At 68.5% G+C, this 14,889-nt stretch carries 15 protein-coding genes; 5 read left to right on the top strand and 10 right to left on the bottom strand.

Features of this window, described 5'->3' with window-relative positions; all coding sequences use genetic code 11:
* Positions 1–17: 17 nt before the first annotated feature.
* The 3 genes from ACIHA7_RS28045 to ACIHA7_RS28035 all read left to right on the top strand — a co-directional run bounded on the left by ACIHA7_RS28045 (position 18) and on the right by ACIHA7_RS28035 (position 2,166).
* On the top strand, positions 18–293 hold the full coding sequence (locus tag ACIHA7_RS28045; protein ID WP_397293938.1) for a type II toxin-antitoxin system Phd/YefM family antitoxin: 276 nt from the start codon (positions 18–20) through the stop codon (positions 291–293).
* Complete coding sequence (locus ACIHA7_RS28040) at positions 290–697, top strand: type II toxin-antitoxin system VapC family toxin (RefSeq protein ID WP_397293937.1); 408 nt, start codon at positions 290–292, stop codon at positions 695–697. The genes ACIHA7_RS28045 and ACIHA7_RS28040 overlap by 4 nt, the downstream gene beginning before the upstream one ends.
* 146 nt (positions 698–843) lie before the next feature.
* Positions 844–2,166: an NAD(P)/FAD-dependent oxidoreductase gene (locus tag ACIHA7_RS28035; protein WP_397293936.1), complete on the top strand. Its 1,323-nt coding sequence runs from the start codon at positions 844–846 to the stop codon at positions 2,164–2,166.
* A 50-nt stretch (positions 2,167–2,216) separates the two neighbouring features.
* Here the strand turns inward: ACIHA7_RS28035 and dmpG are convergent, their stop codons facing one another.
* From dmpG to ACIHA7_RS28015, 4 genes are read right to left on the bottom strand one after another with little or no spacing between them, the layout of a single operon-like run.
* Entirely contained in the window at positions 2,217–3,254 is a 1,038-nt protein-coding gene (dmpG, locus tag ACIHA7_RS28030) for a 4-hydroxy-2-oxovalerate aldolase (protein ID WP_397293935.1), read from the bottom strand.
* Positions 3,255–3,266: 12 nt separating this feature from the next.
* Positions 3,267–4,211, bottom strand: coding sequence for an acetaldehyde dehydrogenase (acetylating) (locus ACIHA7_RS28025; RefSeq protein ID WP_397293934.1), 945 nt, complete (start codon positions 4,209–4,211; stop codon positions 3,267–3,269).
* Positions 4,212–4,221: 10 nt separating this feature from the next.
* Complete coding sequence (locus tag ACIHA7_RS28020; RefSeq protein ID WP_397293933.1) at positions 4,222–5,007, bottom strand: 2-keto-4-pentenoate hydratase; 786 nt, start codon at positions 5,005–5,007, stop codon at positions 4,222–4,224.
* 1 nt (position 5,008) lies between these two features.
* On the bottom strand, positions 5,009–6,694 hold the full coding sequence (locus tag ACIHA7_RS28015) for an FAD-binding protein (protein ID WP_397293932.1): 1,686 nt from the start codon (positions 6,692–6,694) through the stop codon (positions 5,009–5,011).
* A gap of 113 nt (positions 6,695–6,807) precedes the next feature.
* Between ACIHA7_RS28015 and kstD the strand changes: the two genes are divergently transcribed.
* Together kstD and ACIHA7_RS28005 are read left to right on the top strand one after the other, a co-directional pair.
* Positions 6,808–8,514 carry a 3-oxosteroid 1-dehydrogenase gene (kstD, locus tag ACIHA7_RS28010; RefSeq protein ID WP_397293931.1) on the top strand — a complete coding sequence of 569 codons (1,707 nt, stop codon included), beginning with the start codon at positions 6,808–6,810 and terminating at the stop codon, positions 8,512–8,514.
* A complete protein-coding gene (locus ACIHA7_RS28005; protein ID WP_397293930.1) occupies positions 8,514–9,380 on the top strand; it encodes a MaoC/PaaZ C-terminal domain-containing protein in 867 nt (288 codons plus the stop codon). The genes kstD and ACIHA7_RS28005 overlap by 1 nt, the downstream gene beginning before the upstream one ends.
* A gap of 19 nt (positions 9,381–9,399) precedes the next feature.
* Here ACIHA7_RS28005 and ACIHA7_RS28000 read toward each other — a convergent pair whose 3' ends face one another.
* The 6 genes from ACIHA7_RS28000 to zapE form a co-directional block, all read right to left on the bottom strand.
* On the bottom strand, positions 9,400–9,894 hold the full coding sequence (locus ACIHA7_RS28000) for a hypothetical protein (RefSeq protein WP_397293929.1): 495 nt from the start codon (positions 9,892–9,894) through the stop codon (positions 9,400–9,402).
* Entirely contained in the window at positions 9,891–11,165 is a 1,275-nt protein-coding gene (locus ACIHA7_RS27995; RefSeq protein ID WP_397293928.1) for a DUF58 domain-containing protein, read from the bottom strand. Before ACIHA7_RS27995 ends, ACIHA7_RS28000 begins: the two co-directional genes overlap by 4 nt.
* Before the next feature lie 67 nt (positions 11,166–11,232).
* Positions 11,233–12,195, bottom strand: coding sequence for an AAA family ATPase (locus ACIHA7_RS27990; protein WP_397293927.1), 963 nt, complete (start codon positions 12,193–12,195; stop codon positions 11,233–11,235).
* A gap of 29 nt (positions 12,196–12,224) precedes the next feature.
* On the bottom strand, positions 12,225–12,722 hold the full coding sequence (locus ACIHA7_RS27985; protein WP_397293926.1) for a hypothetical protein: 498 nt from the start codon (positions 12,720–12,722) through the stop codon (positions 12,225–12,227).
* The gene (locus ACIHA7_RS27980) at positions 12,719–13,636 is read right to left on the bottom strand and encodes a DUF4129 domain-containing protein (protein WP_397293925.1); all 918 of its coding nucleotides are present in this window, start codon (positions 13,634–13,636) and stop codon (positions 12,719–12,721) included. The genes ACIHA7_RS27985 and ACIHA7_RS27980 overlap by 4 nt, the downstream gene beginning before the upstream one ends.
* A gap of 129 nt (positions 13,637–13,765) precedes the next feature.
* Positions 13,766–14,842, bottom strand: coding sequence for a cell division protein ZapE (gene zapE, locus ACIHA7_RS27975; RefSeq protein WP_397293924.1), 1,077 nt, complete (start codon positions 14,840–14,842; stop codon positions 13,766–13,768).
* Positions 14,843–14,889: the final 47 nt, after the last annotated feature.

Below are 14,889 nucleotides of genomic sequence, written 5' to 3'. Positions count from 1 at the left end.
GTGGCTACACTGGCGCTATGAAGGTGATCACGCAGCGGGAATTCCGCAACAACTCTGCGGCGATCATGGATGCTGTCGAAGCGGGCGAGACCTTTCGGGTCACCCGCAACGGTGTCGAGGTCGCAGAACTGCGACCGGTCCAGCGACGGCGGCGTTTGACCGCCGAGGAGCTCGTCGAGCGGCACCGCCGTTTACCTCGGGTGGATTACGCGCAGATGCGCCAGGAAGCAGACGAATTCTTCGGGACCGAAGACCGTATCGGGGACGACGACGTGTGGGGGACACATCCATGAGTGACGATCGCAGGGCTTCGGGCGTGCTGGATACGTGCACCTACATCGATTTGGACACTCTCGATCCGGATTGCCTGCCGAAGCTGCCTGAGATCACTGCGATCACGTTGGCCGAACTACATCAGGGCGTCGCGATGGCCAAAGATCCGGTCACCCGCGCGGCACGGGCGGAGCGGCTGGGTGCCGCCATCGTGGAGTTCGATCCGCTGCCATTCGATGAAGACGCAGCGACGCGGTATGGAACGCTGGTCGCACTAACCCTGGCCGCAAAGCGCGACCCTCGCCCGCGCCGGATGGACCTGCTCATCGCCGCCGTCGCGTCGTCGCGGAACCTGGCGCTCTACACCCGCAACAGCGAGGACTTCCGCGGCCTGGAAAGCATGGTCGAAATCATCGCCGTCTGACTCTTTCAGGCACTGATCCGCGGCGGGGCATGCCAGCTCGACTGCGGGCAAGCCGCTGTGCCGTCCCCCCTCAGCGAGACCTATGACGGTTTCGGATGGGGGGATGGGGGAATCGCGGTGGGGGGGGCGATTTGTAGGAGGTGGCTGTGGCTGAGGACAAGAGGGCTGGTCCGGAGCGGGTGGTGATTGTCGGTAGTGGGTTTGCCGGGTTCACCTGTGCCAAGCGGTTGTGCAAGGTGCTGGGGCGGGCGGGGCGGGACGTCGAGGTTCTGCTGGTTACGCCCAATGACTACATGCTTTACACGCCGCTGTTGCCGGATGTGGCCGGTGGGGTGATCGATCCGCGGTTTGTCGCGGTTTCGCTGGCCGATGCGCTGCCGCGGGTGCGGTTGGTGATCGGTAAGGCCGAGGCTGTCGATCTGGACAACAAGACGATCAAGGTGAGCAGCGAGCATCAGCCCGACCGTGAATTGTCCTGGGATCGACTGGTTCTCACGCCGGGGTCGGTGACGCGGCTGTTCGATGTGCCGGGAGTCGCCGAGCACGCGCACGGGCTCAAAACGGTTGCCGAGGCGCTGTATCTGCGCGAGCAGCTGTTGCGGCAACTCGAGTTGGCCGACTTCGAGGATGATCCGGAGGTCCGCAAGGCGCGCAGGACCGTGGTGGTGGTCGGCGCTTCCTATGCGGGAACCGAGCTGATCGCGCAGTTGCGGGCGCTCGCCGATGCCTACGCGGCCCGGCGCGGGTTCGATCCGGCCGAGGTTCGCTTCGTCCTGCTCGACACGGCCGAGCGGGTGATGCCGGAGGTCGGCGACCGGCTCAGCGACAAGGTGCTGAGCGTGCTTCGCGAACGCGGCATCGATATCCGGCTGAAGACCTCGCTGAAGGAACTCACGGAGCGGCAGGCGGTACTCACCGACGGAACCGTGGTGCCGACCCACACGGTCGCCTGGGTGACCGGTGTGACCGGCGCGCCCATGCTGGAGTCGCTCGGCTTGCCGATGGAACGCGGACGCCTGGTTGTCGACGCGAATCTGACTGTGCCCGGTCACCCCGATGTCTTCGCCGGTGGTGACGCGGCGGCGGTGCCGGATCTCACCAAGCCCGGCAAGATCACCCCGCCGACCGCCCAGCATGCCTCCCGGCAGGGTAAGGCACTGGCCAGGAATGTGGCCGCCAGTCTCGGCATCGGGGGCGCCGCGCCGTACAAGCACCGCGATATGGGTTTGGTCGTCGACCTCGGCCCGCACTTCGCGGTGGCGAATCCGTTGGGCGTCAACCTGTCCGGCTTCCCGGCCAAGGCGGTCACGCGTGCCTACCACACCATCGCCGTACCGCGCCCGGTCAACCGCTGGGCGATCACGCTGGGCTATCTGACCAATTCGGTGACCCCACGGCCGCTTTCGCTGCTGGGGCTGGTCAGCCAAGAGGAAGCGAGCTTCGACCGCAGCGAAGGGATCCGGGCCTAGCCACCGGGAACGGGCCGCGAACGGGTACCGGCGTTCGCGGCCCGACCTGGTCAGACGGAGACCGCCGCCTGCTCCCGCTGCAATTCCAGGGCGATGTCGATCAGCTGATCTTCCTGCCCGCCGACCAGTTTGCGCTTACCCGCGCGGACCAGCATCTCGGCGGCGGAGACGCCGTAGCGTTCGGCCTGCCGCTCGGCGTGCTTGAGGAAGCTCGAGTAGACCCCGGCGTAGCCCATCATGAGCGACGACCGGTCGAGCAGGCACTCCTGCGGCATGGCCGGACGAACCACGTCTTCGGCGGCGTCGGCGATGGCGTAGAAGTCGATGCCTGTCGTGATGTCGAGTTTGTCGCACACGCCGACCAGCGCCTCGACCGGAGTATTGCCCGCACCCGCACCGAAACGGCGTGCGCTGCCGTCGATTTGAGTGGCGCCGGCCCAGATGGCGTAGATGGAGTTGGCGACCGCCAGATCCAGGTTTTCGTGACCGTGGAAGCCGACCTGCGCATCGTTGCCCAGCTCGGCGACGAGGGCGGCGACCCGATCGGTGACCTGGTCGAGCACCAGGGCACCGGCCGAGTCCACCACATAGACGCACTGGCAGCCCGCGTCGGCCATGATCCTGGCCTGCTTGGCCAGCACCTCCGGCGGCTGGGAATGCGACATCATCAGGAAGCCAACGGTTTCCAGCCCGAGTTCGCGGGCCAGGCCGAAGTGCTGGATGGAGACGTCGGCCTCGGTGCAGTGGGTGGCGATGCGGCAGATCGAGGCGCCGTTGTCCTGGGAGATCTTGATGTCTTCCTTGACGCCGACCCCGGGCAGCATCAGCACCGCGATCTTGGCCTGGGTCGCCGTCTCCGCCGCGATCTTGATCAGTTCCTGCTCAGGGGTTTTGGAGAAGCCGTAGTTGAACGACGACCCGCCGAGCCCGTCACCGTGGGTGACCTCGATGACCGGCACCCTCGCCCCGTCGAGGGCGGCGACGATGTCGCGGACCTCGGTGGCGGTGAACTGGTGGCGCTTGTGATGTGATCCGTCGCGCAGCGAGGTGTCGGTGACGCGAATGTCGAGTTCTGCTGAGTAAGCCATGGTTTCGCTCCCTTACACCCGTGCCGCTGTGTCTGATTGGTCGCCGCGCTGCGCACCGCCGCGGATCTGCCCGGCGATCACTTCGCCGACCTGCGTTGCGGCAGCGGTCATGATGTCGAGGTTGCCCGCGTACGGCGGCAGGAAGTCGCCCGCCCCTTCGACCTCGACGAACACCGAAACCTTCGCCATCCCACCGGCGATCACCGACGGCGGGTCGAACTGTGGGTCGTTGAGCAGGCGATAGCCGGGCACGTACTGCTGGATGTCGGCCACCATCCGGTGGATGGAGTCGGTGATGGCCGCGGTGTCGGCGTCTTCGGGGATGGCGCAGAAGATGGTGTCGCGCATGATCATCGGCGGCTCGGCCGGGTTCAGGATGATGATCGCCTTGCCGCGCTGCGCCCCACCGATGGTCTCGACGCCACGGCTGGTGGTCTTGGTGAACTCATCGATGTTCGCCCTGGTACCGGGGCCGGCCGAGACCGAGGACACCGAGGCGACGATCTCCGCGTAAGCGACCGGCACCACGCGGGATACGGCGGCCACGATCGGGATGGTGGCCTGCCCACCGCAGGTGATCATGTTGACGTTCGGCGCATCGAGATTCGCGCCGAGGTTGACCGGCGGCACCACGGCAGGGCCGACGGCGGCGGGCGTGAGATCGACCGCGCGGATGCCCGCTTCGGCGTACTTCGGCGCGGCCGCGCGATGCACGTACGCCGAGGTCGCCTCGAAAACCAGTTCGGGCAGCTCGGATTGGGCAAGCAGCCAGTCGACGCCCTCGGCGGAGGTCTCGAGCCCGAGCCCGCGGGCGCGCTTCAAACCCTCGCTGTCGGGGTCGATCCCGATCATCCACCGCGGCTCGATACTCGTCGAGCGCAGCAGTTTGTAGAGCAGATCGGTACTGATGTTGCCGGACCCGACGATCGCGGCGGTGACGGTCCCGTTCTCGGACACCACATGCCTCCTAGATGAATTGCAGACGGACAGAACCGAGCCCGGCGAACTCGGCATGGAACGCGTCGCCCGGACGGGCGTCGATGGCGCGGGTGCACGAGCCGGGCAGCACGATGTCGCCCGCCTTCAACCGCACGCCGAAACTCGCGACCTTGCGGGCCAGCCAGGCCACCGCGATCACCGGGTCGCCGAGCACGGCGTCGCTGCGCCCCTCGGCCACCACCTCGCCGTTGCGGGTGAGCACCGCGTCGATCGCCTTGATGTCGATGTCCTTCGGCGCCACCCGCTGCGGGCCGAGCACGAAGCCCGCCGAGGACGCGTTGTCGGAGATGGTGTCGGTCAGCCCGATCTTCCAGTCCTTGATCCGCGAGTCGATCAGCTCGATGGCGGGGGCGAAAGCGACTGTCGCGGCGAGCACGTCGTCCTCGGTGCAGTCCGCGCCGGGCAGGTCGGCGCCGAGGACGAAGCCCACCTCCACCTCGACGCGCGGAAACAGATAGCGACCCGCCTCGACCGGAACGTCCTCGTAGACTTCCATCTCCGCGAGCAGATGCCCGTAGTCGGGTTCGTCAACGCCCATCATCTGCTGCATGGCCTCGGACGACAGGCCGACCTTGTGCCCGACCACCCTGGCGCCGCTGTCGAGCCTGCGCCGGATATTGATCAGCTGGATCTCGTAGGCATCGACCACATCGATGTCGGGGTACCGGGCAACCAGCGGATCGATCGCCACACGGTCGCGTTCGGCGAGCTCGAGCTCGTCGGCCAATTCGGTTCGTACCGCTTGGGACAGCACGCTAGTTTCCTTCCGCTGGGGGACGGCAGCCGGCGGAGCCGGCGGGGTGGGTGAACACTGTTGCTTGATCGAGCGCTCCGGGCTGTTCGGACAGCACCGGCACCGTGCCCGCCGCGGCCCGACCGGCCCGGCGGCCGGAGAAGATGCAGTCCGACAGCGAGAGCCCGCTGACGTAGGACTCCGAGCAGATGCCGACGGCCGTCCTGCCCGCCGCGAACAGTCCCGGAATGTCGTTTCCGGCAGTCGATTTCACCGCGCCCGTGTCCTCGTCCACGACCACACCGCCGAGGGTGAGCATCGGGCACGGATTGGCCAGGCTCGGCCGGATGCCGACATCAAGCAGCCAGAACGGCCCGGTATGCAGCAGTTTGGTGAACTCGGCAGGCTTGCCGACCGGGTCCGGCGTGCCGTGCTCGATCGCGGCGTTGTGCGCGTCCACCGTCGCCCGCAGCCCGGCCACGTCGATGCCTGCCCGCGCCGCGACGGCTTCGAGGGTGGCGCCGCGAATCGCGGTGCGCCGCATCGCCTCGAACTGGCCGCGCTGGAACCAGGCGCCCTGCTTGCCGATCTGGTCGATCGCGGTGCGCATCAGCTCGTCGTCGGCGAGCAGCCAGCCCTTGCCGCCGTGTTCGGTGATGAGCGCGTGCCCGACGGCCGCGCCGTATCTTGTCTCGTCGATGACCCGGCGGCCTGCCGCGTCGACCAGCAGCGCGCCGGTGAACGCGCTGGGCGGCAGCAGGAACCGCCAGGCGGAGACGTTGCCCATCCGATCGGTGGCCGCACCGGCCCGCTGCGCGAGCAGGATGCCGCTGCCGTCGTCACCGGTGGTGCCGAGCGCGAGTCCGCCGCGGTAGTCCGGCGCGTATTCGCGCAGCATCGCCCGGTTGGCGATGAAGCCGCCGGCGCTGAGCACCACGCCACGGCGGGCCAGCACGCGAATCGTCGTGCCGTACCGGCGATCCAGCCGCGCCAGCCGCCGCTCCAGCGCGGCGCGCAGCGGCGGGTAGTAGATGCCTGGTTTGGCGGCCACCTTGGCCAAGCGGGTGTATCGGTCACGGACCCGGCCCGGTGCGTCACGCAGCGTCCGGCACTCGACGCCGATCACGGTGCCTGCCGCATCGGTGATGAGTTCGGTTGCCTGCGTGAGCGTTTCGACCCGTACACCGAGCCGGGACGCGGCGGCCGCGAGCGGGCCGGTCAGCTGCTTGCCGGAGGTACCCTTGCCCTTGACCCGATGCCCACGCTGCGCCGCCGGGATATCCCGGAACGCACCGGAGATCTCGCTGCCCGAGTAGTACAGGTAGTAACTGTCGTTCGGGTACGAGGTCTTGTACGGGCACAGCGACGCCTCGAACGGAACGCCATGGCCCTTCAGCCACTCGATCATCGCGGGGCTGCCGTCCACGAAACGGCGCAGCGTCGCGGGCGACACCGCGTCGCCGACCTCGCGCTCCAGATACGCGAGCATCGCCTCGGGCGTATCCGCGACACCGGCCTCCTGCTGCACCGACGTCCCGCCACCGGCGTAGATGATGCCGCCGGACAGCGCCGACGCCCCGCCACCGGCGAACCGCTCCACCGCGAGCACCTGCGCGCCGTCGGCCGCCGCTTCCAGCGCGGCGGCGGCACCGGCCGCGCCGAAACCGACAACGACCACGTCGGCGACCAGGTCCCAATCGAACCCCATGTAGTTCACTCCGGTCTGAAACTGAAACGAGTTTCTCGGTAGATGAGAAGCCGAGTAAGTCTTCTGCCACACAACATAGACCAATGGCGGCATCATTCTATAACGTGTTCTACATGATTGATCGGGAATACGATGTGGTGGTGGTCGGCAGCGGCGCTGCGGGCATGACCGCCGCCCTCACCGCCGCCCATCACGGGCTCAGCGTGGTGCTCATCGAGAAGGCCGCGCACTACGGCGGGTCGACCGCCCGCTCGGGCGGTGGTGTCTGGATCCCCGGCAACAAGGCGCTGCGCGCCTCCGGCCGACCGGACGACCGCGAGGCGGCGCGCACCTACCTGCACAGCATCATCGGCGACGTGGTGCCCAAGGACCGGATCGATACCTACATCGACCGGGGTGCGGAGGCCTTCGACTTCGTGCTCGACCACACCCCGCTGAAGATGAAGTGGGTGCCGGGCTACTCCGACTACTACCCGGAGGCCCCCGGCGGTCTCGGCGCGGGCCGGTCCTGCGAGCCCGCCCCGTTCAACGCCAAGGTGCTCGGCGCGGAGCTGGCCAATCTGGAGCCGCCCTACGCCAAGGCGCCGCTGAACGTCGTGGTCATGCAGGCCGATTTCGTCCGGCTCAACCTGATCCGCAGGCACCCGAAGGGCATCATGCGCGCGCTGCGGGTCGGTGCGCGTACCTACTGGGCCAAGGTCACCGGCAAGCACATCCTCGGCATGGGGCAGGCGATCATCGCCGCCATGCGCAAGGGGCTGCTCGACGCGAATGTGCCGGTCCTGCTGAACACTCCGCTGACCGGGCTGGTGGTAAACAACGGCGTGGTCACCGGGGTCGAGGCGGAGCACGAGGGCGAGCAGGTCACCTTCACCGCGCGCTACGGCGTTGTGCTCGGCAGCGGCGGCTTCGAGCACAACGCCGAGTTGCGCACCAAGTATCAGCGCCAGCCCATCACCACCGAGTGGACCACCGGCGCGGCCGCCAATACCGGCGACGGCATCCTGGCGGGCATGGCGGCGGGCGGCGACGTCGGCTTCATGGAGGACGCCTGGTGGGGTCCGACGGTGTTCAAGGGCGGGCGGCCATGGTTCGCACTGGCCGAGCGCAATCTGCCGGGCACCATCATGATCAATGCGGAGGGCAAGCGGTTCGGCAACGAGTCCGCGCCCTACGTCGAGGCCGTGCACACCATGTACGGCGGCGAGTACGGGCAGGGCGAGGGGCCGGGTGCCAACATTCCGGCCTGGCTGGTCTTCGACCAGCGCTACCGCAACCGCTACATCTTCGCCGGATTGCAGCCGGGTCAGCGCTTTCCCAAGCGCTGGCTGGAGAACGACAACATCGTGCAGACCGACACCCTCGACGAGCTGGCCGAGAAGATCGGTGTCCCGGCGGCCAACCTCGCCGCCACCGTCGCCCGGTTCAACACCTTCGCCGAGACCGGCAAGGACGCGGACTTCGGCCGCGGCGACAGCCACTACGACCGGTACTACGGCGATCCGACGGTGAAGCCGAACCCGTGCCTGGCCGCGCTGGTGCAGGGCCCGTTCTACGCCGCGAAGATCGTGCCCGGCGATCTCGGCACCAAGGGCGGCCTGGTCGCCGACACGGCGGGGCGGGTGCTGCGCGAGGACGGTAGCCCGATCGAGGGCCTGTACGCCTCGGGCAACTGCTCGACCCCGGTGATGGGCCACACCTACGCGGGTCCCGGCGCCACCATCGGCCCCGCGCTCACCTTCGGCTACCTGGCCGTGCTCGATATCGTCGAGAAGAAGGTCGCGCAGCCGACCCGGCCGTTGCCGGACAAGGAGTCCTGATGCCCATCGATCCGAAAATCGCACTCGGGGCCGAACTTCCGAGCCGCGAGTTCTCCTGGACGCCGTCCGACGTGCAGCTGTACCAGTTGGGGCTAGGCGCGGGCACGCGCTGGACCGAGCCCGCCGAGCTGCGGTACCTCGACGACCGCACGCCCCAGGTGCTGCCGACGTTCGCGACCGTGGCGCCGACCCTGCACGAGACCGAGCCGCCGCGCGTCAGCTTCCCCGGCATCGACATCGACCTGGCGAAGGTGGTGCACGGACATCAGGAGGTCGAGGTGCACCGCCCGATTCCCGCCGCGGGCAAGGCGACGAGCACCGGCCGGATCACCGAGCTGTGGGACAAGGGCGCCGCGGCGGTGGTTGTCCAAGAGCAGACCGTCACCGGCTCCGACGGCGCACCGCTGTGGACCGCGCGTTCCTCGATCTTCGCCCGTGGCGAGGGCGGCTTCGGCGGCGAACGCGGACCGAGCACCAAGGCCGAACTGCCGGATCGGGCACCGGATTTCGACGTGACCACGCCGACCCTGCCGCAGCAGGCGCTGCTCTACCGCATGTGCGGCGATCGCAACCCACTGCACTCGGATCCCGAATTCGCCCGCGCCGCCGGGTTTCCCGCGCCCATCCTGCACGGGCTGTGCACCTACGGCATCGTCTGCAAGACGGCCACCGACACGGTGCTGGGCTCGGAGGCAGGCCGGGTCACCGGTTTCCGGGCCCGCTTCGCCGGTGTGCTCTATCCGGGCGAGACGATCCGCACTCGGATCTGGCGGCAGGACAACGCATTGAACATCGCCGCAACGGTGGTCGAACGCGAGGACGCTCCGGTGCTCGGGGACGTCACCTTGCGGTTCAGCGCCGCCTGACCTGCCGCAGGCGGGCTCGCTACGCGGTAGATCCTGGTGCGTCCGGTCGCGTTTCGGTGGCGGCCGACGGGCCAGGTCCGGCGCCGTTGCGGCCACGACGGACGGCGGCGCCCTGGACTATCAACGCGTACAACACGAGCACCAGGATCGGGGCGGCCAGCGGTGCCCAGGCCAGGTGCAGCGGCAGCAGCGCGGCACCGACGGCCACCGCGGCGAAGCCGACCGCACCCGCCACCGAGGGGACGGTGGTGGGTACGACGCCGCGTGGCGCGGTGACGGTGGCGGCGTTCAGCAGGTAGGTGGTGGCGACCAAACCCGTTGCCGCGGCGGCGAGTACACCAGGATTCGCGACGGCGAGTACGCCGACGGCCAGCAAGACGGCGAGCACCGCGAACGGACGGAACCACCAGCCGAGGGCGACCAGCACCAGGGCGGGGACGGCGGCCCACGGTTCCAGCAGCGCCACCGAGGTCACCAGCAGTACGCCCGAGAGGACGGCCAGGAATCGGGTCATCGGCGCACCCGGACGGTGCGGCGGTGTTCGGGCAGCACCCGCATGATCTGGTCGAGCCGGGTCTGCGCCGGCCAGGCCACGATGTCGACTCCGACGGTGCCCATGTCCCGATACATCGAGGCACGCTCGAGCTGCCACATCTTGGCCAGCGTCGGATCGAGATCGCCGCGAAACGGCGTGCCGCGCAAGACATCCACCACCACCACGACGTGCCCGCGCTTGCGCAGATCGATCAGCGCGAGCGCGAACTGGGTGTCCAGCAGCGTGGAGAAGGCGACCACGATCGCGCCGAGCGGCACCGCCGAGTGCGGCGCCAGGGTGCCGGTGGTCGGGATGTACTCGTCGCCGACGTCGAGCACCGTGTCGACGATCCGATAGAACTGGCGGCGGCCGATATCCGGGCGCAGCCAGCGCGGCTGCTGGCCGAGGCAGACGACGGCGGTGCGGTCACCGGCTTGCAGGGTGGACTGCACCACCTGCGCGGCGCCGCGCACGGACAGCTCCAGGGAATCGGTGGCGGGTCCCGGCGCCTGCTGCGAAGTATCCACCAGCACAACGACATCCGCGGAACGGTTGGTCAGCCGCTCGGTGACGTAGAGCCTGCCGCGGCGCGCACTGACCGGCCAGTTCACGATGCGGAGCTGATCACCCGGCGCGTAGGCGCGGATATCGGCGTACTCGACGCCGGGCCCGTGCCTGCGGGTGAGGTGGGTGCCGAGCCGCTCGGGCAATTCGGTGCGCGGCAACCGCATTCGTTGCGGATCGGTGATCGGGTAGACGAACAGCTGCCCGGCGGGCAGCACCGCGGTGGCGACGGCGAGCCCCGCCGGACTGAGTGCGGAGACCCGCACCGACACCGGATAACGACCCCACCGATCCGCCGACAAGGCCAGCCGCAGACCGGCAGGCGCGCTGCCGGAATCATTCGCCTCCTCGACCTCGATGCCCAGTGCCACAACCGGTTCCGGCTTCAACCGCAGCAGCGCGTGCCCCTGCTCGACGAAGGCGGCGACGGTCAGCACCACCTCTTCGGACTCGAAACACCGCAGCGTGCCGCCGCCGTCCACCTGAATCTTGGTCGCGGACTGCTGCCACCGTGCGGTCGCCAGCACGCCGAGCAGTGGTGCGGCGAAGACCACCAGCTGCCAGCGGCCCAGCACGACCGCGAGCACCAGCGCCGCCGCGGCGCAGATCGCCAGCATGAAGACCAACGGGGCTGGACGCCACCGTAATTCGGCCTCGACCGCGGTGCTCGCGTCGCGGTGCCTCATGGCCGGGCCTCGCCGGCGCTCGGCTCCGTCACGGGCCTGGTGCACCCGCTTCGCTCACTGCGTGCACTCATGTCACGGTGGCCCGCGGCACGGGCAGGCGGCGCAGCAACTCGGCGATCACGTCCTCGCCGCGGATCCGGCGCACCCACATCTCCGGGCGCAGCGTGATCCGGTGCGCCATGGCCGGAATCGCCAGGGCCTTCACGTCTTCCGGGATCACGTAGTCGCGCCCGAGCAGCAGCGCCCTGGCCCGCGACATCTGCACCAGGTCCAGCTCCGCGCGCGGACTCGCGCCGACCTCGACCTGCGGGTGCGCCCGGGTCGCCGAGGCGAGCGCGACCACATAACTCACGACATCCGGATGCACGGTCACGTACTCGACCGATTGGCGCATCTCCAGCAGGCCGTTCGCGTCCACCACCTGGTTGACCTGCGGCGTCGTCGCCCCACGCTCCAGCCTGCGCCGGATCATCTGCTTCTCGTCGTGTTCGGACAGGTAGCCGAGCCTGAGCTGGATGGCGAACCGGTCCAGCTGCGCCTCCGGCAGCGGATAGGTGCCCTCGTACTCGATCGGGTTGTCGGTCGCGAGCACGATGAAAGGCTGTGGCAGCTGGAAGGTCTCGCCGTCGATGCTGACCTGCCCCTCGGCCATCGACTCCAGCAGCGCCGCCTGTGTTTTCGGCGGCGTCCGGTTGATCTCGTCGGCGAGCAGCACATTGGTGAAGACCGGGCCGCGCCGGAAAGTGAAGCGGCCCGAGGACATGTCGTAGATGGTGGACCCGAGTAGATCGGCGGGTAGCAGGTCGGGCGTGAACTGCACGCGGGTGAACTGCAGGCCGAGCGCCGCGGCGAACGACCTGGCGATCAACGTCTTGCCGAGGCCGGGCAGGTCCTCGATGAGGACGTGCCCGCCGGCCAGCACCGCGATCATGATCAATCGCATTTCTTCCTGCTTGCCGACGATCACCCGGGATAGCTCCCTGAGCACGGCGTCGGTGCGCTGGACGGTGACATCCATCGGCATCGTCATGTGTGTACCCGCACTTGCCTCAACCCATTTCACATTCTCTGCAGGCGGCTCAGGATTTCGTCCAGCGCCGCCCGTCCCGGTGCCCTAGTGGTCTGATCACGCAATGCCGAGTTGGCCGGGTCCACCCAGCGCCACAGTTCCGGCCCGAACAGATGAATACCGGCGGCCTCGGTGGCCTTGCGGTTCTTCGCGACCCGCTGACCGCTGGACAGCTCGAACTCCTTGGCCAGCAAGGGGCGCAGGTGCCGGTCCCAGTCGGCGCGCGTGCCCTCGGCGCGATCGGCCAGCATCTGCGCCCTGGCGTGCCAGCGGCGCAGCATCTCGGCGGGTCCGTTCTCGATCTCATCGATATCCTGGTAGGCCCTCGGCTCCGCGCGGTCACGCAACGACCAGACCAGCCAGGCCAGGGCCACCGCCACCGGGACCGCCGCGACGAGCAACAGCGCCCCGCGCGCCCGTTCGAGGGTGACGAGCTCGATCAGCGCGACGACGGTCGCGGCGCCGAGCACGATGGCCGTTCGGTTCAAGCCGCCGCCTCTCCCTGCAAGTCCGCCAGGACGATCCGCAGCAGCTGCTCGGCCCGCATCCGCTGCCACGCGAGCATCGCGTGCGGGCTGAACCTGGCCTCCTCGAACAGCGCGACCAGCTCGCGGGCGGACGCATCGTGCAGCGCGCCGCGTTCGAAGGCGCGCGCGAGCACCTCCATCGGGGTATCCGAGGCCAGCGGCGCGGCGGCACGATCGAAGGCGAGCCCGCGCTCCATCGCGACGTAGCAGGCGATGATCGCAGTGCGCGGGTCCTGGCCAGGGACGTTCATTGCCGCCAAGCCCATTTCGGCGGCTCTGGCGAGTGAGTCCACCGCGGTGGGTGGGACCGGGACCAGCAGCGGCGGTGCCGGGGCCGGCTTGCGGCGGGCCGCCACCGCGACCACGACGAGTCCGGCGATGGCCACCGCGATCAGCGCGAGCGCGGCGACGGCGGTCAGCAGCAAGGCGGTGCCGGTCAGTTCGGCCGGGGTGGCACCGGGGTCCGGCGCCACGGTGCTGAAGTCGTCGACCGGCTGGCCGGTGGCCGGCGGGGATGCCGCTGGCGGGGGCGCACTTTCGCGTCCGACGCCGACGAAGAACACCGCCGAGGCGGCCGCGAGCACCAGGGCGAGCACCGCGAGCCCGGCCAGTACCAGCAGGCCGACGCGGCCGAGCCGCCACTGCTGCCGGTCGGTGTCACGGTCGGGCTCGGGCATGGCCAGCGGGAGACGGTGCTGGCTGGCGATCACGCCGGCAAGCAGGATGACCATGGACACCGTGAGCAGTACCGGCATCAGCGCCACCGACAGCGCCGACGGCGCGGAGCGGCTGTCCCCGCGGGACTCGGTCACGCCGGGCAAGTATCCGCGCAGCGCGATCGTGGCAGCGGCGAGCAGCGTGATCAGCACGATCACGCGAAATATCGGCGCTCGCGCCCCAGCCACTGATTACCGCCAAATCTGAGTACTGCACAAAACAGCCACATGGTTACATGCCGGATGGTCCGCTCGGGAGGGAATCGAATACTTCGGAATACATCCTCTTTAACACGGTGCGGTGCAGGTCGCCGACTTGTTGCACAACTCTCCGATGGACGAGGGCACCAATTGGGATAGTTCACAAAGACGGCTGGCGAGTCGCGCAATATCGGGGACGCCGCGGCCGCCATCGACCAAGTCCGCCAACGGGACCCGGGCGCGCACGGTCAGTTCTCGATCGGCGTCGTAGAGCACATCGACCACGGTGACGAAACGCATCGCCCAGTCCGGCGGCACCTCGCGTAACGGCGGGACATCGCAGATGATCCAGCGCCGGAAGCGTTGGGACAGTTCGACATAGTCGGCGGCAGCGGTGGAAGTGCCACAGAGCGCGGCGAATTGGATGGTGAGTGTGGTGTCGTCAACGGATAAGGCGGTCAGCCTGCGGGTACCGATTTGCACCGATACCGAGCCTGCCGACAATTTTTCGCTGTTCGCTACGCGCGCCGGATGTGCTACCGGGCGCGGCGCGGTGTTGCGCGGCAGTTCCGCGGAATCAATTAGGTATGACCCTGCGGCGAAACCCTCGCCGCGGGTGATTGTTCGGTCTGCCCGTGAGCGATAGTCCACCGGGCCGTCCACCGAGACCACCGCCAGGTTGGCGGTGATGCGGGCGATCGTCGGCAGGAACCTATCGTGAAAGAGCGGATTCGGCAGGAGCTGCTCGGGTGGGTAATTCGATGTCACCACCAGCGTCACCCGGCGCGCGAACAATACTTCGAGCATTCGAGCGATCAGCATCGCATCGCCGATGTCGTGCACATGGAATTCGTCGAAGCAGACCAGGCGAGCGTCACCGAGCAACGCCGCGATCGCCGCATCGACCGAACCGGTCGCGTGGGCGGCTTCGTGCAGCCGGACGAAGAACTGATGAAAGTGAAAGCGCCGCTTACGGTCCGACTCGACCCCGCCGTAGAACCGATCCATCACCATCGTCTTCCCCCGCCCCGGCCTGCCGTGCAGATAAATCCCCCGGCGCCCCTTGACCGGCCGCCCCCGCCGATCCAACAACTCGCCCAACCGGCCCAGCGCCCGCCCCTGCTCGGTGTCCAGGACGATCTTCGGTGCCGCGTCGCTTCCCATGTGCCCTCCTCCGTCCTCTACATTTGTAGAGGACCCGATCAGGCCGA

This window comes from Nocardia sp. NPDC052316 (assembly GCF_044547795.1).
Lineage (GTDB): Bacteria > Actinomycetota > Actinomycetes > Mycobacteriales > Mycobacteriaceae > Nocardia.
This window is presented reverse-complemented; position numbering and strand designations above follow the sequence as displayed.